The sequence below is a fragment of the Brevundimonas sp. genome, from assembly GCF_035935935.1.
Taxonomy (GTDB): Bacteria; Pseudomonadota; Alphaproteobacteria; order Caulobacterales; family Caulobacteraceae; genus Brevundimonas.
In genome coordinates, this window is record NZ_DASYWO010000007.1 from 24,616 (window position 1) to 43,122 (window position 18,507).

General features: G+C 69.9%; 22 protein-coding genes and 1 other RNA gene. 7 read left to right on the plus strand and 16 right to left on the minus strand.

Annotation, left to right across the window (positions count from 1 at the left end; all coding sequences use genetic code 11):
- Positions 1 to 10: 10 nt before the first annotated feature.
- Together VGR32_RS08105 and tkt are read right to left on the minus strand one after the other, a co-directional pair.
- Positions 11 to 478, minus strand: a complete 468-nt coding sequence (locus tag VGR32_RS08105) for a GNAT family N-acetyltransferase (RefSeq protein ID WP_327449715.1) — start codon at positions 476 to 478, stop codon at positions 11 to 13.
- Between the two features lies 1 nt (position 479).
- Complete coding sequence (gene tkt / locus VGR32_RS08110) at positions 480 to 2,429, minus strand: transketolase (protein ID WP_327449757.1); 1,950 nt, start codon at positions 2,427 to 2,429, stop codon at positions 480 to 482.
- 139 nt (positions 2,430 to 2,568) lie between these two features.
- On the opposite strand from tkt, the gene VGR32_RS08115 reads away from it, so the two are divergent.
- Together VGR32_RS08115 and VGR32_RS08120 are read left to right on the plus strand one after the other, a co-directional pair.
- Positions 2,569 to 2,823: a hypothetical protein gene (locus VGR32_RS08115; protein ID WP_327449716.1), complete on the plus strand. Its 255-nt coding sequence runs from the start codon at positions 2,569 to 2,571 to the stop codon at positions 2,821 to 2,823.
- Positions 2,823 to 3,143, plus strand: coding sequence for a cell division protein ZapA (locus tag VGR32_RS08120; RefSeq protein WP_327449717.1), 321 nt, complete (start codon positions 2,823 to 2,825; stop codon positions 3,141 to 3,143). Before VGR32_RS08115 ends, VGR32_RS08120 begins: the two co-directional genes overlap by 1 nt.
- Before the next feature lie 2 nt (positions 3,144 to 3,145).
- On the opposite strand, the gene VGR32_RS08125 is transcribed toward VGR32_RS08120, so the two are convergent.
- Positions 3,146 to 3,526 carry a PH domain-containing protein gene (locus VGR32_RS08125; protein WP_327449718.1) on the minus strand — a complete coding sequence of 127 codons (381 nt, stop codon included), beginning with the start codon at positions 3,524 to 3,526 and terminating at the stop codon, positions 3,146 to 3,148.
- Between the two features lie 76 nt (positions 3,527 to 3,602).
- On the opposite strand from VGR32_RS08125, the gene ssrS reads away from it, so the two are divergent.
- The 3 genes from ssrS to VGR32_RS08140 all read left to right on the plus strand — a co-directional run bounded on the left by ssrS (position 3,603) and on the right by VGR32_RS08140 (position 5,279).
- Positions 3,603 to 3,764, plus strand: a non-coding RNA gene (gene ssrS / locus VGR32_RS08130) — 6S RNA.
- A gap of 139 nt (positions 3,765 to 3,903) precedes the next feature.
- On the plus strand, positions 3,904 to 4,461 hold the full coding sequence (locus VGR32_RS08135; protein WP_327449719.1) for a 5-formyltetrahydrofolate cyclo-ligase: 558 nt from the start codon (positions 3,904 to 3,906) through the stop codon (positions 4,459 to 4,461).
- On the plus strand, positions 4,458 to 5,279 hold the full coding sequence (locus VGR32_RS08140) for a TIGR00282 family metallophosphoesterase (protein WP_327449720.1): 822 nt from the start codon (positions 4,458 to 4,460) through the stop codon (positions 5,277 to 5,279). Before VGR32_RS08135 ends, VGR32_RS08140 begins: the two co-directional genes overlap by 4 nt.
- Here VGR32_RS08140 and VGR32_RS08145 read toward each other — a convergent pair.
- Genes VGR32_RS08145 through VGR32_RS08170 form a run of 6 tightly spaced genes read right to left on the minus strand, consistent with a single transcriptional unit; the run spans position 5,276 to position 12,167 of the window.
- Positions 5,276 to 6,844 (minus strand): alkaline phosphatase D family protein, encoded by a 1,569-nt coding sequence (locus VGR32_RS08145; RefSeq protein WP_327449721.1) that lies wholly within the window; start codon positions 6,842 to 6,844, stop codon positions 5,276 to 5,278. The two genes, VGR32_RS08140 and VGR32_RS08145, sit on opposite strands and share 4 nt — an antisense overlap.
- Positions 6,845 to 6,897: 53 nt before the next feature.
- A complete protein-coding gene (locus VGR32_RS08150; RefSeq protein ID WP_327449722.1) occupies positions 6,898 to 8,274 on the minus strand; it encodes a cytochrome P450 in 1,377 nt (458 codons plus the stop codon).
- A gap of 44 nt (positions 8,275 to 8,318) precedes the next feature.
- Positions 8,319 to 8,741: a DUF305 domain-containing protein gene (locus tag VGR32_RS08155; protein WP_327449723.1), complete on the minus strand. Its 423-nt coding sequence runs from the start codon at positions 8,739 to 8,741 to the stop codon at positions 8,319 to 8,321.
- A 4-nt stretch (positions 8,742 to 8,745) separates the two neighbouring features.
- Positions 8,746 to 9,117, minus strand: coding sequence for a hypothetical protein (locus tag VGR32_RS08160; RefSeq protein WP_327449724.1), 372 nt, complete (start codon positions 9,115 to 9,117; stop codon positions 8,746 to 8,748).
- Positions 9,114 to 11,333 (minus strand): phosphoribosylformylglycinamidine synthase subunit PurL, encoded by a 2,220-nt coding sequence (purL, locus tag VGR32_RS08165; RefSeq protein ID WP_327449725.1) that lies wholly within the window; start codon positions 11,331 to 11,333, stop codon positions 9,114 to 9,116. Before purL ends, VGR32_RS08160 begins: the two co-directional genes overlap by 4 nt.
- A 33-nt stretch (positions 11,334 to 11,366) precedes the next feature.
- Positions 11,367 to 12,167, minus strand: a complete 801-nt coding sequence (locus VGR32_RS08170) for a hypothetical protein (protein WP_327449726.1) — start codon at positions 12,165 to 12,167, stop codon at positions 11,367 to 11,369.
- A 152-nt stretch (positions 12,168 to 12,319) separates the two neighbouring features.
- Here VGR32_RS08170 and VGR32_RS08175 point away from each other — a divergent pair, with 152 nt between their 5' ends.
- Positions 12,320 to 12,646: a hypothetical protein gene (locus VGR32_RS08175; RefSeq protein ID WP_327449727.1), complete on the plus strand. Its 327-nt coding sequence runs from the start codon at positions 12,320 to 12,322 to the stop codon at positions 12,644 to 12,646.
- A gap of 55 nt (positions 12,647 to 12,701) precedes the next feature.
- On the opposite strand, the gene purQ is transcribed toward VGR32_RS08175, so the two are convergent.
- The 5 genes from purQ to purC all read right to left on the minus strand — a co-directional run bounded on the left by purQ (position 12,702) and on the right by purC (position 15,739).
- Complete coding sequence (gene purQ / locus VGR32_RS08180; RefSeq protein ID WP_327449728.1) at positions 12,702 to 13,364, minus strand: phosphoribosylformylglycinamidine synthase subunit PurQ; 663 nt, start codon at positions 13,362 to 13,364, stop codon at positions 12,702 to 12,704.
- A 41-nt stretch (positions 13,365 to 13,405) separates the two neighbouring features.
- Complete coding sequence (locus tag VGR32_RS08185; protein WP_327449729.1) at positions 13,406 to 14,155, minus strand: hypothetical protein; 750 nt, start codon at positions 14,153 to 14,155, stop codon at positions 13,406 to 13,408.
- 91 nt (positions 14,156 to 14,246) lie between these two features.
- Entirely contained in the window at positions 14,247 to 14,711 is a 465-nt protein-coding gene (locus tag VGR32_RS08190; RefSeq protein WP_327449730.1) for a YbhB/YbcL family Raf kinase inhibitor-like protein, read from the minus strand.
- Between the two features lie 39 nt (positions 14,712 to 14,750).
- Positions 14,751 to 14,981 carry a phosphoribosylformylglycinamidine synthase subunit PurS gene (gene purS, locus VGR32_RS08195; protein ID WP_327449731.1) on the minus strand — a complete coding sequence of 77 codons (231 nt, stop codon included), beginning with the start codon at positions 14,979 to 14,981 and terminating at the stop codon, positions 14,751 to 14,753.
- A complete protein-coding gene (purC, locus tag VGR32_RS08200; RefSeq protein ID WP_327449732.1) occupies positions 14,981 to 15,739 on the minus strand; it encodes a phosphoribosylaminoimidazolesuccinocarboxamide synthase in 759 nt (252 codons plus the stop codon). Before purC ends, purS begins: the two co-directional genes overlap by 1 nt.
- Before the next feature lie 249 nt (positions 15,740 to 15,988).
- Between purC and VGR32_RS08205 the strand changes: the two genes are divergently transcribed.
- Complete coding sequence (locus VGR32_RS08205) at positions 15,989 to 16,312, plus strand: DUF1476 domain-containing protein (RefSeq protein ID WP_327449733.1); 324 nt, start codon at positions 15,989 to 15,991, stop codon at positions 16,310 to 16,312.
- 123 nt (positions 16,313 to 16,435) lie between these two features.
- Here VGR32_RS08205 and VGR32_RS08210 read toward each other — a convergent pair whose 3' ends face one another.
- Entirely contained in the window at positions 16,436 to 17,029 is a 594-nt protein-coding gene (locus VGR32_RS08210; protein ID WP_327449734.1) for a fasciclin domain-containing protein, read from the minus strand.
- A gap of 99 nt (positions 17,030 to 17,128) precedes the next feature.
- The gene (purB, locus tag VGR32_RS08215) at positions 17,129 to 18,430 is read right to left on the minus strand and encodes an adenylosuccinate lyase (RefSeq protein WP_327449735.1); all 1,302 of its coding nucleotides are present in this window, start codon (positions 18,428 to 18,430) and stop codon (positions 17,129 to 17,131) included.
- Between the last annotated feature and the right edge of the window lie 77 nt (positions 18,431 to 18,507).

Genomic DNA, 18,507 nt, shown 5'->3' on the forward strand with positions numbered 1-18,507 from the left:
GTCGTCTCCGTCATTGGGGCGGCAACGCCATCCGCAGGATGACGGCGGGGCCGAAAAGGGTTTGCGTCGCTTCCGGGTCGCCGAAGCCGAACGCCTCATAGACCGCCACGGCGTCGGGCGCGCTGACGACCCGAAGGCCGGACGCGCCGCGTCGCCGCGCCGTGTCTGCGGCCGCCTCCAGCAGTCTGCGGCCGATCCCCCCTCGCTGGAAGTCGGCGTCGACGAACAGACCGTCCACCTCCGCCGCATCCTCTTCGCCCTGAACGACGGTGACGTAGCCGACGGCGCGCCCCTCGACCTCGGCCACGATCACCCCGCCGTCTGACAGCGCCTGCGTCGGAGCCTCGACGGCCTGCGGCCTCGCGCGGGCCTGATCGCCGTAGGCCGGGTGCGCGATCGTCAGTCGCCACGTCAGATCCCGAAGGACCGCCGCGTCATCCGGCCGTCCCGGCCGCAGCATGACGGCCGGGCCAGTCACGTCACAGCCGCGCCTTCACCGCCGCGACGACCGCCTCGGACGTGATGCCGAACTTCTCGTACAGCACCTCGGCCGGCGCGCTGGCGCCGAAGCGGCTCATGCCGACGAAGCCGCCGTCCTCGCCGATGAAGCGTTCCCAGCCCTGCTTGATGCCGGCCTCGACCGCCACGCGCACCGTGCCGCGCCCGATCACCGACGCCTGATAGGCGGCGTCCTGCTGCTCGAACAGGCCGAAGCAGGGGACCGAGACCACGCGTGTCGGCGTGCCGTCCGCTTCCAGCGTTTCCGCCGCCTTCAGCGCCACCGGCACCTCGGTGCCCGTGGCGAAGAGCGTCGCCTTCGCCTCGCCGTTCGCGGCGCGCAGCTCATACGCCCCCCGGGCCGACAGGTTTCCGGACGCGGGCGTCACGCGCACGGCGTCGGTCTTCTGACGCGACAGCGCCATGGCCGACGGCGCGGTCTTCGTCTCCAGCGCCACGCGCCAGCATTCGAACGCCTCGACCGTGTCGGCCGGGCGGAAGACCAGCAGGTTGGGGATGGCGCGCAGCGCGGCGAGGTGCTCGACCGGCTGATGCGTCGGCCCGTCCTCGCCCACGCCGATGCTGTCATGCGTCAGCACGTGGATCACCCGGATCCCCATCAGGGCGGCCAGTCGGATCGACGGGCGGCTGTAGTCCGAGAACACCATGAAGGTGCCGCCGTACGGGATCACCCCGCCGTGCAGCGCCATGCCGTTCATCGCCGCGGCCATGCCGTGCTCGCGGATGCCCCAGTTGACGTAGCGCCCCTCATAGGTCGGCGCGTCCAGGATCGGCGTGCCGGCCACGAAGGTGTTGTTCGACCCCGTCAGGTCCGCCGAGCCGCCGATCATCTCGGGCACGGCGGCGAACAGCTTGCCCAGCGCCGCACCCGACGACGCGCGCGTGGCCTGCGCCGGCTTCGTCTCGACCAGTTCGGCGATGCCGGCGTCCAGGGCCTCGAAGGCGTCGGCGGGCAGGTCGCCGCTCATGGCGCGGGTGAAGTCCGCGCCCTGCGGGTGGGCGGCCAACTTCGCCTCCCACGCCTTGCGCGCCTTGGCCCCACGACGGCCGACCTTCTTCCAGGCCGCCGCCACGTCGTCTGGCAGTTCGAACGGGTCATGCGTCCACGCCAGACCCAGCCGGGTGGCGGCGATCTCGGCCGCGCCCAGCGCCGCGCCGTGCGTCTTGTGGCTGCCTTCCATCGTCGCCGCGCCGCGGCCGATCTTCGTGCGGCAGGCGATCAGGGTCGGCCTGTCCTGCTTAACCGCCCACTTCATCGCCGCGCGGATGGCGTGCATGTCGTGACCGTCGACGGCCTTCACGGCCCAGCCGGCCGACTTGAACCGGCCCTTCTGGTCGGTGGCGTCCGACAGGCCGACCTTGCCGTCGATGGTGATCTCGTTGTCGTCCCACAGCACGGTCAGCTTGTTCAGGCGATAGCGACCCGCCAGCGTGATCGCCTCCTGGCTGATGCCCTCCATCAGGCAGCCGTCGCCGGCGATCACCCAGGTGCGGTGGTCGACCAGATCCGCGCCGTACCTCGCCGCCAGATGCCGCTCGGCCAAGGCGAAGCCGACGGCGTTGGCCAGACCCTGACCCAGCGGGCCGGTCGTGGTCTCCACGCCCGGCATGTGGCCGAACTCCGGGTGCCCCGCCGTCTTCGATCCCCACTGGCGGAAGTTCGAAAGCTCCTCCTTGGTCGCGGCCTTGTAGCCCGTCAGGTGCAGCAGGGCGTAGATCAGCATCGAGCCGTGGCCGGCCGACAGGATGAAGCGGTCGCGATCGGCCCAGTCCGGGCGGCTCGCGTCGAACTTCAGAAAGCGGCTGAACAGCACCGTGGCGACGTCGGCCATGCCCATGGGCATGCCCGGGTGACCCGACTTCGCCTTCTCGACCCCGTCCATGGCCAGGACGCGGATCGCGTCGGCCATCTGCTTCGGGGTCGCCTTGGGTGCGGGTTCGGGACCGGTCACGGGGAGGACCTTTCGTCGGAGGGCGGAAAAAAGGGAGGCGGCGGCGCTTTACCGCGCGGGCGTGGCGGGTTCTATACGGATTCTGAAAGGAGGGCACATGGCCGACGCCGCCGCCGCCGCCCGGGACCGGGTCGATCGCGCCCTGTCCCTGCTCGAGCGCAGGGTCCTGGACCTGAAAGCCCGCCCCGCCAGCGCCCGCCCCGTGTCCGACGACGACCTGTTCGCGCCGCGGGTCGATCCCGCGCGCACCGCCGAACTGGAAGCCGCCGGCCGCGAGGCGTCCGAGGCCCTCGCCATCGCCGCCCAGGCCATCCGTCAGGCCCTCGGCGAAGACGAAGCGGAGGCCGGCTGATGGCCACCGTCACCGTCGAGGTCAACGGCCGCCCCTACGCCGTCGGATGCGCCGACGGTCAGGAAGAGCGCGTCCGCATGCTGGCCCGCCAGTTCGACGACCACGTGCGCAACGTGGCGTCCGAGGTCGGTCACGTCGGCGACATCCGCCTGTTCCTGATGGCCGCGCTTCTTCTGGCCGACGAGCTGCACGAGGCGCGGCTTGCGGTCGGAACGGCGGCCCCGCCGCCCGCCGACGCTCCCGCCCCGGCCAACGACGGCGTCGCGGAAGCGTTGAACGCAGTCGCGGCCCGTCTCGAGAAACTGGCGCAGACGATCTGAGGTCAGCTGACCTTCAGCACGTGGGTCGCCAGCACCCGCTGAACGTCGTTGATGTCGACGCCGCGCCCGAATGTCTTGGCGAAGACCGTGCCACCGGACAGGGCCACCTTCAGCTCGGAGTCCATGTCCAGCGTTCCCGCCGTCTCGACGCTGAAGTGGCTGATCTTCGAGTAGGGGATCGAATGCAGCTCGATCTTCTTTCCGGTGATGCCCTGCTTGTCCACGAGGATCAGGCGTTCGTTGGTGAAGACGATCATGTCGCGGATCAATTTATAGGCGTGCTCAACCCGCTCACCCTCGACCAGAAACTGCGCCATCTCGGCTTGGGTGGCGGCCGCGTCCACGGCGTCGGCATTGCTCATGAGGGCGTTGAGCAGGCTCATGTCGATGGATCCTTTGTCGGAAGTGAACGTGACGCCTTGAGACTGCCACGCCCCGCGCCTACCTTGAACCCCGGCGGGTCGGCTGCGGCTCTCGTCGAAGGCAACACATCCCAGCGACCTTAATCGTCTCTAAGGGAGCTGTCCCTGTCCGGGCTCGTGGGCCTGGGCACTACGGCGCCCACCTGGTTCGCCAGGTCGAGGGGATTGAACCGTCCTTCACGGCCCTCGCGGCCCCCGCCACCCTCTCCTTTTTGATGCCCTGTCGCTCGCGCCGCGGGCGCTCGCTGCTTGAGGGTGGAGCCCGTCGTATGCGACGGGCGACGAAAACCACGCGCCCAGTTCTACCACCATCGTCCGGCAGGGCGTATGGCTCACCCGTGAACCCGCATCCGACCGACAAGCGCGAACTGCGCGCCGCCATGCGCGCCGAGCGCAAGCGGCTGGCCGGTCTGGACGCGACGGCGGCCTTCCGCGCGGTCGACCACGTCGGTGATCTGCCTCCCGCGACCGTCGTCGCCGTCTACCGCGCCATCGGAACCGAGCTGGACGCCGCGCCGCTCGCGGCCGCCCTCGCCGCCGCGGGGCGCGAGCTTTGCCTGCCGGTCGTGATCGAGGGCGATGGCCCGATGATCTTTCGCCGCTGGGCGCCGGGCGAGCCGCTGGAGCCCGATCTGGTCGGCGTGCCCGCCCCGCTGCCTCTGGCCGAGAGCGTCGAGCCCGACCTGATCGTCACGCCCTTGCTGGCCTTCGACGCGCGCGGCTGGCGGCTTGGACAGGGCGGGGGCCACTACGACCGCACCTTCGCCGCGGTGCCCGGCGCGACCCGCGTGGGCCTGGCCTATGCCGGGCAGGAGGTCGCGGGGCTGGAGGTCGAGGCGCACGACGTGCGCCTGCATGGCGTCCTGACCGAGATGGGCTATAGGCCCTTCGAATGAGACTGGCTTTCTTCGGCGACGTGGTCGGCAAATCGGGCAGGGACGGGATCACCGATCACCTGCCGGCGCTGAAACGCGATCTGAAGCTCGACTTCGTCGTGGTGAATGCGGAGAACGCGGCCGGCGGCTTCGGCATCACCGAGCACACGGCCAACGAGCTGTTCATGGCAGGCGCCGACTGCCTGACGCTGGGCAACCACAGCTGGGATCAGCGCGAGGCCCTGACCTACATCGTGCGCGAGCCGCGCCTGATCCGCCCGTTGAACTATCCGCGCCTGATGGACGCGCCCGGCGCCGGAGCCAACCTGTTCGAGACGCACTCCGGTCGGACCGTCCTCGTCATGAACGTGCTGGGCCGCGTCCACATGGACCCGATGGACGACCCCTTCAGCGCGGTGGAGAAGGAACTGGCCGCCTGTCCGCTCGGCATGGCGGCCGACGCCGTCATCGTCGACATGCACTGCGAGGCGACGTCCGAGAAGATGGCCATGGGCCACTTCTGCGACGGCCGCGCCAGCCTGGTCGTCGGCACCCACACCCATGTGCCCACCGCCGACTGCCAGATCCTGCCCGGCGGCACGGCCTACCAGACCGACGCCGGCGGCTGCTGCGACTACGACAGCGTCATCGGCAACGAGAAGGAAGAGCCCCTGCGGCGCTTCACCACCCGCATCTCCGGTGGCCGCTACAGCCCGGCTTCCGGACCGGCCACCATCTGCGGCGTCTACGTCGAGACCGACGATCGCACGGGGCTGGCGACGCGGGTCGAGCCGATCCGCGTCGGGGGGCGGCTGCGGCAGGCGGTGCCGGCCCTCTAGCCCGCCGTCACCCGCGCGTCGCCCGACTGAACGACCATCGTCGCCCGCGTCGACAGCGTGCCGCCCTTTTCGGACACCTTGTCCAGCACCTTGAACTCGGTCTTCCACGCGTCCGGCGTCACGTCGCAGACGACGTAGCCCCGCTGGGCGTTGTTGAACTTCAGGAACGGGTTGTCGGCCAGATAGCGCCGGCCGTCCGCGCGCTGGTCCTGTCCGTCGCCGGACGAACTGATGGACGTCGTCACGAACTCGCTGGCGATCGGCGCGCCCGTCGGCTCGGCGCCGTTCAGGAACAGCTCCCCAGCGTAGTTCTGGTGCTCGTCGCCGGTCAGGACCACGACGTTCTTCATGCGCCGGTCCTGGATCCGCTTCAGCAGCCGGTTGCGCGGAATGCGATACCCGGCCCAGGTGTCGAGGTTGTAGCCCGGCTCCGGCCCTTCCTTGCGGTCCAGATCCATCACCATGATCTGCTGCGCCAGCACATTCCACTGCGCGCGCGACTGGTCCAGACCCCGATACAGCCACTGCTCCTGCGCCTCGCCCAGGACCTGGGCCTCGGCGGCGTCCACGCCGGCGCAGGTGGTGGCCCACGCGTCGTCGCAGGGCTGGTCCGAGCGGTACTGGCGCGTGTCCAGCAGGTGCAGGTCCATCAGCCCGCCCCACGACGCCTTGCGATACAGCTGCAGCGCCGAGCCCTTCGGGAAGCTGGAGCGCCGCAGGGGCATGTGCTCGTAAAAGGCCTGCGCCGCGGCCTGCCGCCGCAGCATGAAGACGGCCGGGTCCGTCCCGTCCTGGTCCAGGGCGTCGACCCAGTTGTTGTCGATCTCGTGATCGTCCCACGTGCAGTACCACGCCGTCGAGGCGTGCGACGACTGCAGGTCGGAGTCGAGCTTGTACTGGGCATAGCGACGACGGTAGTCGTCCAGGCTGTAGACCTCGCCGCCCGCGTGCATGCGGGGGTTCTCGATGGTCCCGCCCGAGCCGGTGTAGGTGCGATTGCCCCGCCCCTCGTAGATGTAGTCGCCGTAGCAGTAGATGAAATCCAGCTCCTCGGCCGCGGCCTTTCGGTGCGCGGTGTAGAAGCCCTGCTCATACGCCTGACAGCCCAGTACGCCGAAGCGGGCCCGGTCCACCGTTGCGCCCGCCGCCGGTGCGGTCACGGCGCGGCCGTAGGGGGTGCGCTCCCGGCCCGACGCGAACCGATAGAAATACTCGCGGCCCGGCTGCAGACCTTCCACTTCGACGTGGACGGCGTGGCCCAGTTCGGGGCGGGCCACCGCCTCGCCGGAGCGGACGATCGTGCCGAAGCCGCGGTCGGACGCCACCTCCCACTTCACCGGCACGGGCGCCGAGGGCATGCCGTGGCCGATCTCCAGCGGGCGCGGCGCCAGTCGCGTCCAGATCACGAAGCCGTCCGACGTCGGATCTCCGGCCGCGATCCCCAGCTGGAACGGATACTCGGCCCACACCGGGTCGGCCAGCGCGCCCCGCGCCGGCCCCGTGGCGGCCACGCCGCCGCCCAGAGCCAGGATCAACGAACGACGCGAAGGGACGGGCAGGCGCATGGGACGGGTCTCCGATTCCGCTCCCCGATACCGGCCGATCGTGACGGTTCTGTCTAGGCCCGGGCCCGCAGCCGCAGGCGGATCGGCCGCGCGCTGCGCAGCGTGATCTGGTGCACGGGGCGGGGCTCGGAGGACTCGATCGGTTCGACGTCCGCGGACTTCAGGATCGTCGCCAGCGCGACCATGGCTTCGTTCATGGCGAAGGTCGCGCCGATGCACACGCGCGGGCCGGCGCTGAAGGGAATCCAGCTCCACCGGTCGATCGATTTCCGGTTCTCGGGCAGGAACCGCTCAGGGCGAAACGCGTCCGGCGCGTCCCAAAGGCTCTCGTGCCGGTGCAGCACCCAGGGCGAGATCAGCACCGTCGCGCCCGCCTTGATCTTCTGCCCGCCGACCTCGTCCGGGCCCAGGGCGCGGCGTGCAAGGGTCGGCGCCGGCGGAAACAGCCGCATCGCCTCCTCGATCACCGCCCGCGTCCACGGCAGGCGCTCGGCCCAGTCGTCCACCCCGGCGTCGAAGGCGTCGGCTTCGGCGCTCAGGCGCGCGGCCACGTCGGGCGTGCGGCTGACCAGATGCAGCGTCCAGCCCAGCGTCCTCGCGGTCGTCTCGTGCCCGGCCAGGATGAAGGTCAGGACGTTGGACGCCACCTCGTGATCCGACAGCCCCTCGCCGCCCTCCTCGTCGCGGGCGTTCAGAAGCGCCGTCAGCAGGTCGTCGGCGACCGGTTCGCCGGCCCCGATCTGCGCCCGCCTGCGCGCGACCAGAGCCGACACCCGGCGCTCGAAGAACCGCCCCGCGCCCGCTCCCGTGACGCGACCCAGCCGCGGGATCCAGTCCGGCGCGGCCAGAACGTCCAGCGGATCGATCCGCGCCGCCAACGAAAGATAGCTGTCCAGCGCCTTCTCGAAGCCGCCGGCGTCCCCGTCCAGCTGGTCGGAGAACAGGGTGGCCGACAGGATGTCGAAGGTCAGGCCCGACATCTCCGTGTCGAGGTTCAGCACCCGGGGGCCGAGGTCCAGTCGCCATCCGTCGACGCGTCGACGCGAGCGGTCGGCCATGCGCCCGGTCATGGTGGCCGTCCGCGCGGGGGTGAACAGCGGCGCCAGGATGCGCCTCACGCGCCGCCAGGCCTCGCCCTCGGTCAGCAGCAGGCCGTCGGCCAGCATCGGCCCCAGCACCCGGCGCTGCAGCGCGCCCTTTTCATAGTTGGCGGCATTGGCCGACAGGACGTGGCGCACGCCCTCCGGATGGCTGACCACCAGAATCTCGCCCAGAGCGGAATCGCCGTGCAGCTGCGGCTCGCGGAAATGCCGCTCGGACCACATGCCCAGCGGATCGCGCCAGCTGACCCACAGGAACGGCAGAAGTCCCAGCGGCTTCGTCCGTCGCCGCGGCGTCCAGGGGCGGAAGGCGGCGGAACCGTCGGCCATGGCGCGAACCTAGCCCCGTCGCCGGTCGGGCGTAAGGCGCCGCGTCAGTTCGCCGCCGGCCTCCATGCCCGCATCTCGGCGATCTCGCGCGTCTGGGCGTCGATCACGGCCTGCGCCATGCGACGGATTTCGGGGTCCCTGGAGTTCGCCAGCGCCACCTCGGCCATCTCCACCGCGCCCTCGTGGTGGGCGATCATCTTGGCGACGTAGGCCTCGTCGACGGTGGCGCCGGAGGCGGCCGCCATCTTCTCATGCATCGAGGCTTCCGACGCCGCGAAGGCCGCGTCGCCCGCCCCGGCCGCGGCCGTCCCGTGTCCGGCCGGGTGGGCCGTGGAGACCTCGCCATCCTTCATCGTCGCGGCATGCCGCTCGGCCGAGGCGTCGCGCATGGCCTGTTCGACGGGGTCGCCGCCGCCCTCGCAGGCGGCCAGCAGCAGGAAGGGCAGGGCGATCAGCAGGCGCGTCATGGCATCAGCTCCTCGGCGGCAGGGACGACGACTTCGTGCGGCCGTCGCGGTGCGTCACGGTGGTCGGCGCCCGCTCACTTCGCACGGGGATCAGGCCGGCGATGCGGCCATAGACCCGGTCCGTCGCGGACGCTCCGGCGGCCAGCACGCACAGGGTGCTCTCGCCCTCGCGTCCCCACGACGTCTCCGCGGCGTCCACGACGTCGTCGCTGCCCTCGACGAAGGCCAGGATCCGCGACTTCAACTCACCGTCCACGCCCATGGCGTAGCTGCCGAAGTCGACCTTCACGTCGCATCCGTCCCGGACGGCCGGCGGCTCCATCGTCTCGCAGCCGGTCAGCGTCAGGGCGGCGATGAGGGTGAGCGCGCGCATCATGCCCGGCCCTCGATCCAGGTCGGCAGCCAGCTCTCGTGCATCTCGCGCAGATGCGCCAGCGGGATGCGGAACAGCTCGCCCTTCTCGCCGGCCGAGGCGAAGTCGGTCCCCTTGGCGCGGCCGACGACCGAGGCGTGCAGTCCCGCCTGCTGCGCTCGGGCGATCAGCTCGACCGGGTCCGCCACGGCGGTCAGATACCGGGCCTGATCCTCGGCGAAGAGCAGCACGTGCGCATGCGCCGCGCTGGTGGCGTCCAGCTCCACGCCGCAGTCGCTGGCCAGAGCCATGTCCGCCGCCGCGCCGATCAGGCCGCCGTCCGACAGGTCATGGACGCAGGTCAGCTCGCCCGCCTCGATCAGGCCGCGCACGAAGTCGCCGGTCCGGCGCTCCAGCGCCAGATCCACGGGCGGCGGCGCGCCGTCCTCGCGGCCCAGCACCTCGCGCAGATAGATCGACGCCCCCAGCTCGCCGTGCGTCTCGCCGATCAGCACCAGCACGTCGCCCTCGACCATTCCGCCGAAGCCCACGACCACGTCGTAGTTGGGCAGCAGGCCGACCGCGCCGACGGTCGGCGTGGGCGGAATGGCCGCCCCGTTGGTCTCGTTGTACAGGCTGACGTTGCCGCTCACGACCGGGAAATCCAGCGCACGGCAGGCCTCGGCCATGCCGTCGATGGCGCGCACGATCTGGCCCATGATCTCGGGCCGCTGCGGGTTGCCGAAGTTCAGGTTGTCGGTGATGGCGACGGGCCGGCTTCCGACCGCGGTCAGGTTGCGCCACGCCTCGGCCACGGCCTGCTTGCCGCCCTCGTAGGGGTCGTTCTGGACGTAGCGCGGGGTCACGTCCGAGGTCATGGCCAGCCCCTTGTCGGTGCCGTGCACGCGCACGACGCCCGCGTCGGCGCCCGTCGCCGAGTCCTGCAGCGTGTCGGCCATGACGTGACGGTCGTACTGCTCCCAGATCCAGCGCTTGGACGCCATGTCGGGACAGCAGACCACGTTCAGCACGGCGTCCGGCCAGCTGTCGGGCGCCGGCACGTCCTGCGGGGACAGGCGCGGCTGCAGCTCCGGCTGGACCCAGGGCCGGTCGTACATGGGCGCGTCGTCGAACAGCGGGGCCAACGGCACGTCGCAGACCACCTCGCCGTGGTGCCTGAGCACCAGCCGGCCGGTGTCGGTGGTCACGCCGATGACCGCGGCGTCCAGCCCCCACTTGCGGAAGATGCGCTCGCCGTCGGCCTCGCGGCCCGGTTTCAGCACCGCCAGCATCCGCTCCTGGCTCTCGGACAGCATCATCTCATAGGCCGTCATGCCCTCTTCGCGCTGGGGGACGGCGTCCATGTTCAACTCGATGCCGACCCCGCCCTTGCCCGCCATCTCGACGGAGGACGAGGTCAGGCCCGCCGCGCCCATGTCCTGAATGGCGGCGACCGCTCCCGACGCCATCAGCTCCAGCGTCGCCTCGATCAGCAGCTTCTCGGCGAAGGGGTCGCCCACCTGGACCGTCGGGCGCTTCTCGTCCGAATCCTCGTCGAACTCCGCGCTCGCCATCGTCGCGCCGTGGATGCCGTCACGGCCGGTCTTGGAACCGAAGTAGACGACCGAATGCCCCGCCGCCGGCGCGGCCGAATAGAAGATGGCGTCCGACTTCGCCAGGCCCACGCACATGGCGTTGACCAGGATGTTGCCGTTGTAGCCGGCGTGGAAATTGGTCTCGCCCGCCACCGTCGGCACCCCGACGCAGTTGCCGTAACCGCCGATGCCCGACACCACGCCCGACACCAGACGCCGGGTCTTCTCGTGGCTGGGGTCGCCGAACCGCAGCGCGTTCAGCAGGGCCACCGGCCGCGCGCCCATGGTGAAGACGTCGCGCATGATGCCGCCCACCCCCGTCGCCGCGCCCTCATAGGGTTCGATGAAGCTGGGGTGGTTGTGGCTCTCCATCTTGAAGATGCAGGCGTCGCCGTCGTCGATGTCGATCACGCCCGCATTCTCGCCCGGCCCGCAGATCACGCGCTCGCCGGTGGTCGGGAACTTGCCCAGATGGATCTTCGACGACTTGTAGCTGCAGTGCTCCGACCACATGACCGAGAACACGCCCAGCTCGACCTGGTTGGGCTCGCGCCCCAGTCGGTCCAGCACGATCTGGTATTCGTTCGGAGCCAGGCCGTACTCGGCGGCCAGCTCGGCCATGGTCTTCTGCGGGGAGGCGCTCATGGGCGGGCCTTCTAGCCCGCGTCGGCTTTCCTGTCAGCCGTGCGCGCGCTCGACGCCGCGCTTCAGCCCGAACGTAAGGATCACCGCGCCGACCAGCACGACCGCCGCCGCGCCCAGGGCCGAAAACGCCAGCGTCGGGTTTCGCTCCTGCTCCGCCACGAAGGCCCCGACCAGACCCCAGGCGATCGGCAGACCGTACGCCAGCGTGCGAAGGCGCTCCGTCACGGCCAGCGCCGCCAGCGTGACCGCGCCCACGGCGATCAGCGCCCAGACCGTCGGCGACGGCGAGGCCGGCAGGTCGCCGTTGCCGGTGAGGACCGTCAGCAGGTTCACCGGCGCCGCCACCGTCAGCCAGCCGGCCAGCGCCGCCAGCGGCCAGACCACGGTCAGACGGTCGCGCGCGAACCGGTCCAGCGTCCGGATGCCCGCCGCATTCCTCAGCAGCGGGACCAGCAGCACGGCCAGGGTCGCGAAGATGATGACCACGGTCGCGGCCTCGGCGTCCCACGCCGCCGCCACCGTCCACCAGCCGACGCCCAGCAGCGCCAGCACGGAAGGCCAGCCCATGCGCCGGATCAGATCGCTTTCGCCCGTCTGCGGCAGCACCTGCCGGACCGCGTAGATCAGCAGGCCCAGAAAGATCGCGCCCCAGATGGAAAAGGCGTAGCTCGCCACCCGCAGCGTCTCGTCCGAATCCGCCGAGAATTCCGCCGGACTCTGGCCCCAGCCGAAGGCGTTGATCCCGTAGTTCACGGCGATGGCGAACAAGGTCGTCGCCAGCACGATCAGGCGACGCGTCTTCTGGGCGGCGGTGGGTCGGACGATCGAGGACATGAACGGCTCCGCTTTTCGGGGTCGGACCAGATACGCGCGGCGCCGCACGCGGGTTCAGATTTGTTTGCGGCGACGCTGGAACGGGGACGATCCGCCGCGGTTCAGCCGCAGAGGGCCGGACCCCGCCGGCCTCCAGCACAGGAACCTCCCCGATGGCCGAACCGCAGCAAGAACCGCAGAGCCGGACCCCGCAGCCGGGCGACGCCATGATCGCCGGCCAGGCCGACGACGCGACCCTGAACAGCCAGTACGACGACGACCAGACGTCGGGCCTCGACGAGACGGTCGAGGCCAATCGCGGCCGTGAGCAGGGCCTCGGCATGGGCGCCCGCGAACTGAACGCCCAGCAGGACGCGGGCGACGACGACTTCGACTCCGTCGAGGACGAAGACGAGGACGACGATCAGGACGAGATCCTCGACGAGAACGTCGCCGTTCAGGGTGACGACGAGGAAGAGGAAAACGGCGGCGGCGTCTGACGCCCGCACCGCCGGCTTCAGGAAACGGGCGGCCTTCGGGTCGCCCGTCTTCGCGTCAGGCGGCGTTCAGCACGCTCTGGAACAGCACGGCCCCGTCGGCCGATCCCAGTTCGGCCTCGAAGGCCCGGTCCGGGTGCGGCATCATCCCCAGCACGTTGCCGCGCGCGTTCTGGATGCCGGCGATGTCGGCGACCGAGCCGTTCGGATTGTCGACGTAGCGAAACACGACCTGTCCCTCGCCCTCCAGCCGGGCCAGGGTCTCCGCGTCGGCGAAATAGTTGCCGTCGCCGTTGCCCTGCGTCATCACCACCTCCCGGCGGCCCCGATAGCCGCTGGTGAAGCGCGTCTGGCCGTTCGACACCTGCAGCGTGATCGGCTTGCAGACGTACTTCAGCCCGGCGTTGCGCAGCAGGGCGCCCGGCAGCATCCCGGCCTCGCACAGGATCTGGAAGCCGTTGCAGATGCCGACCACGGCCACCCCGTCGTCGGCCGCCTTCTTCACGGCCTCCATGATGGGGGACTGCGCCGCCATGGCCCCGCAGCGCAGATAGTCGCCGTAGGAGAAGCCGCCCGGCAGGACGATCAGGTCGAGGCCCGAAGGCAGCGCGGTCTCGCCGTGCCAGACCATCTCCACCTTCTCGCCGGTGGACCGCTCGACGGCCACCTTGCAGTCGCGATCGCAGTTGGACCCGGGGAAGACGATGACGGCGGCGCTCATGGCGCGGGCCTTTAGCAGGGTTCGCCCCCGATGTCAGTCGGTCAGCCGATCCCCAGCATTCCGGCCGCGAACGGCTTCCACCCGGGCCAGACCAGCAAGCTGGCCGCCACGAATTGCGCCGCCACGGTGAAAGGCACGGCGATCAGCCAGACCCGATGCGGCCGCCCCCGGGTTGCCACGTCGAACGCGATCGCCAGCGCCATGATGACCCAGAGCGCGCCGTAGAGATTGACGAACATCTGCACCTGCGGCGCCCAGGGCGTGGGCGGCATGGCGTACAGGTCCATCCGTCCGAAGCCGGCGCCCAGCAGCTGGGTGGTTCCCAGCAGCATCAGGCGCTTGTGCGTCGACGCGTCCCGACGGCTGAAGGCGGCCCAGCCGATGAGCACGCTGAAGATCACCAGATCCATCAGGGGGACGGGCAGGAAACCCAGTCCGCGGTCGCTGCCCCGCTCCAGATGCCAGCCGGCCATTGTCACGGCCATCCACGCGCCGACGCCGACCATCGCCACGGCCAGGGCCAGACCGGCCCAGCCGAGCCGCCTGTGCATCGCCAGGTTTCCCCTGCGGACGAGGAAGACCTGCGTCGTCAGCAGGACGATCCAGCCGTAGAACAGCACGGCGTGCACGTGCACGGGAAAGGGCGGCCAGGCCCGTTCTCCCGAAAAGATCGTCGACAGTCTCGGAAGGAAGCCGCCGGCGACGGCCACGATCGCCACGGCGGCGAATGCCAGAAAGAAGGCCCGGTCCGCCGGGTGCCTGGCCGCGAACGGCTTCGCTGCGTCGCTCATGTGCGTCATCCCCCCGAATGAGGCCACGACGCTAGCCGGTCGTGATGGTCAGGACAACGCCGTTCGCCAGGCCTGAGAGGGTAGCCGACCTTTAACCGTCGTTCTCATAGGTCGCGGTGATCGACGCCTTGGCCAGGGTGTGGAAATGCAGGTTGAAGCCGTACTTGGCCCCGGAGTCCTCCGGTGTGACCGGCAGTTCGCCCACATCCACGGCGAACACCGTGAAGACGTACCGGTGCGGCCCGTGTCCGGGGGGCGGGGCGGCGCCGCCGAAGCCGGGCTCGCCATAGTCGGTGCGTCCCTCGACCGCGCCCTGCGGCACGGGGCCGCCGGTCGGAATCTCGCTGACCTCGGCCGGGATGTTCGCCACCGTCCAGTGCCAGAAGCCGCTGCCCGTCGGCGCGTCGGGATCGAAGCAGGTGATCGCGAACGACTTCGTCCCCTCGGGCGCGCCGGACCAGGCCAGATGCGGGCTGGTGTTTCCCTTCGCCTGCACCTGCGCGTCGGGCAACCCGCCGCCGTCGGTGAGGTCGTTGGAGGTCAGGGTGAAGGTCATGACGCGCTCCCGGTTCTGCGTGTCCGGGTTGAACGTGCCTCAGCCGATCTCGATGCGGTAGCTTTCGATCACCGTGTTGGCCAGCAGGGTCTCGCACATGCGCCTGATCTCGGCCTCGTCAGGCTCGGCCATGTCGAACTCGATCAGCTTGCCGACGCGGGCGTTGGAGACGCCGGTCCAGCCCAGGCCGTTCAGGGCGCCTTCGACGGCCTTGCCCTGCACGTCCAGCACGCCCGGCTTCAGGAAGACGTGGACACGAACCCTGGCCATCAATGCAGCCCTCCCTGAATCACCGTGGGCATGCCCTTCATGATCCCCAGCCGGCGCGCCACCTCGGTGTAGCTCTCGATCACGTCGCCCAGGTCGCGGCGGAAGCGGTCCTTGTCCAGCTTGTTGCCGGTCGCGGTGTCCCACAGACGGCAGCTGTCCGGGCTGATCTCGTCGGCCAGGATGATGCGGGCGTAGTCGTTCTCCCAGATGCGGCCGAACTCGATCTTGAAGTCCACCAGGGTGATGCCGACGCCCGCGAACAGGCCCGACAGATAGTCGTTCACCCGCACCGTCATGGCCAGGATGTCGTCCAGCTCCTGGGTGTTCGCCCAATTGAAGGCCGTGATGTGCTCTTCGGTGACCATCGGGTCGTTGAGCTCGTCCTTCTTGTAGTAGAACTCGATGATGGAGCGGGGCAGGGGCGTGCCCTCCTCGATGCCCAGGCGCTGGCTCATCGACCCGGCCACCACGTTGCGGCACACCACCTCCAGCGGAATGATCTCGCACTCGCGGATCAGCTGCTCGCGCAGGTTCAGCCGCTTGATGAAGTGGTTGGTGACGCCCATCCCGTTCAGCTTGCTCATGATGAACTCGCTGATCTGGTTGTTGATGACGCCCTTGCCTTCCAGCGTCGCCTTCTTCTGGGCGTTGAAGGCGGTCGCGTCGTCCTTGAAGTACTGGATCAGGGTGCCCGGCTCAGGACCCTCGTACAGGATCTTGGCCTTGCCCTCGTAGAGCTTCTTGCGTTTCACGTTCATGTCGGTCCCGATCGGACAGGTCGGCCCGGAAACGCGGATCGCGCGCCGTCTGCGAAAGGGCTGACGGGACGCGGGCGGATTCGGACGTCGGGGGAAGGATAGGTCGAGCGACCCCTTAAACGAAGCGTCCCTGCGACACAATTCCACGCTTTGCGGGGGACCCGCCGACTTCGGTTGCGTTGGAACAGAGAGGGGCTATAGACGCCTCACCGCGCGGCATGGTCGCGCCATGGGAGCTGTGCGTAAGCGATGACCACCTTCGACGATCGGGAAAAGGGCTTCGAGACCAAGTTCGCCCTCGATCAGGAGCAGGAGTTCAAGGCCATGGCCCGGCGCAACAAGCTGCTGGGTCTGTGGGCCGCGGAGAAGATGGGCCTGTCCACCGAGAGCGCCGAGGACTACGCCCGCGCCGTCGTGCGGGCCGACTTCGAACAGCCGGGCGACGAGGACGTCTTCCGCAAGCTGGATCAGGACTTCCGCGGGGCCGGGCTCAGCGTCTCCGAGGGCGAGATCCGTTCCAAGATGGACGAGCTGGCCTCCATCTCCCGCGACGAGATCCGCGCCGGGGCCTGACCCCTGCAAAGGGGCGAGACGGAAAAAGGCCGCGGTCGGCATGACCGCGGCCTTTTCCTTTGGCGCGAGGGAGCGTTCGCGCCTGGCCGGGACCACCCGAAGGGGCGGCCCCGGACGGCGTCGTCAGTTCGGCATGACCACGGTGTCGATGGCGTGGATGACGCCGTTGGTCGCCGCCACGTCGGTGGTCACGACGCGCGCCGTGTTCCCCTTGGCGTCGGTCAGGGTGACCGAGCCGTCGGCGCCGGCGCGGGCGGTCAGCGTGCCGCCCTGGACGGTCGTCAGCGTCGCGGAGCCGCCGCCCTGCTGGATCTGCTGCGTCAGCGCCGCGGCGTCCACCCGGCCCGGGACCACGTGATACGTCAGGATCTTCGTCAGGTCGGCCTTGCCGGCCGGAGCCATCAGGGCGTCGCGGGTGGCGGCCGGCACCTTTTCGAACGCCGCGTTCGTCGGTGCGAAAACGGTATACGGACCCGGGCCCGACAGGGTCTCGCCGAGGCCCGCGGCCGTCACGGCGGACACGAGCGTCGAAAAGTCGCCGTTGCCCTGTGCGACCTGCACCACGTTGCCGGTGGCGGCGGGCGCCTCGGTGGCGGCCGGCGTCTCCATCGGGGCGGCCGGTTCGGCCGGGGCGGTCTCTTCGGTGGACGGCGAGCAGGCGGCCGCCAGCAGGGCGGCGGCGGACACGGCGGCGAGGCCAGCGAAACGCATGGTCATGTTGAAATCTCCTGAGCGGCCGCGTTGATCGCGGCGTGCCCGGAGATACTGCTGAGCCGCGGAAAGGATGCGCGGCGCGACATGTGACCGCAGCCGGCTTCAGGCGTCTCCGAACACCCGCCGGAACACCGTGTCCACGTGCTTGGTGTGATAGCCGAGGTCGAACAGCGCCTCCAGTTCGCCGTGCGGCAGGGTCACGCGCGGATCGGCCTTGAGGAAGTCCAGGAAGACTCCCTCACCACGCCAGACTTTCATGGCGTTCTCCTGAACCGCGGCATAGGCGTCCTCCCGGCTCACCCCGGCCTGCGTCAGCGCCAGCATCACCCGCTGCGAGAACACCAGTCCGCCCAGACGGTCCAGGTTCTTCCGCATGGTCTCCGGATAGACGTTCAGCCGCTCGATCACGCCCGCCAGGCGGTGCAGGGCGAAGTCCAGATGGATGCTCGCGTCCGGGCCGATGCCGCGCTCAACCGAGGAATGGCTGATGTCCCGCTCGTGCCACAGGGCGACGTTCTCCATCGCCGGCACCACGGACGAGCGCACCAGCCGCGCCAGACCGGTCAGGTTTTCGGTCAGGATCGGGTTGCGCTTGTGCGGCATGGCCGAGCTGCCCTTCTGACCCTTGTCGAAGAACTCCTCGGCCTCCAGCACCTCGGTGCGCTGCAGGTGCCGGATTTCCGTCGCCAGCCGCTCGATGGAGCTGGCCACGACGCCCAAGGCCGCGAACCAGGCGGCGTGCCGGTCGCGCGGAATCACCTGCGTCGACACCGGCTCGACCTGCAGGCCCATCTTCTGCGCGACGTACTCCTCCACCGCCGGATCGACGTTGGCGAAGGTGCCCACCGCGCCCGAGATGGCGCAGGTGGCGATCTCTTCCCGCGCCGCGACCAGACGGCGCCGCGCCCGCTGGAACTCGGCGTGATAGCCGGCCAGCTTCAGGCCGAAGGTCACCGGCTCGGCGTGGATGCCGTGGCTGCGCCCGACCGTGACCGTGTCCTTGTGCTCCTTCGCCCGCGTCTCCAGCGCCTTCAGCACCCGGTCGACGCCGGCCAGCAGCAGGTCGGTCGACCGCGCCAGCTGCACCGCGAAGCAGGTGTCCAGCACGTCGGACGAGGTCATGCCCTGATGCAGGAAGCGCGCCTCCTCGCCCACCGTCTCCGACACGTGCGTCAGAAAGGCGATGACGTCGTGCTTGGTGGTGCGCTCGATCTCGTCGATGCGGTCGGCGTCCCAGACGACGTCCTTGCCCTTGGCCCAGATCGCCTCGGCCGCCTCGGCGGGGATCACGCCCAGCTCGGCCATCTTCGTCGCCGCATGCGCCTCGATCTCGAACCAGATCGAATACTTGGTCTCCTGCGACCAGATGGCGACGGCTTCGGGGCGGGAATAGCGGCTGATCATGGGCGCGGGGTGTCGGAGCCGGGGCCCCGCGAGTCAAGCGCCGCTTGTGGATCGCGTCGGCAATCTCGGGCGTGGGC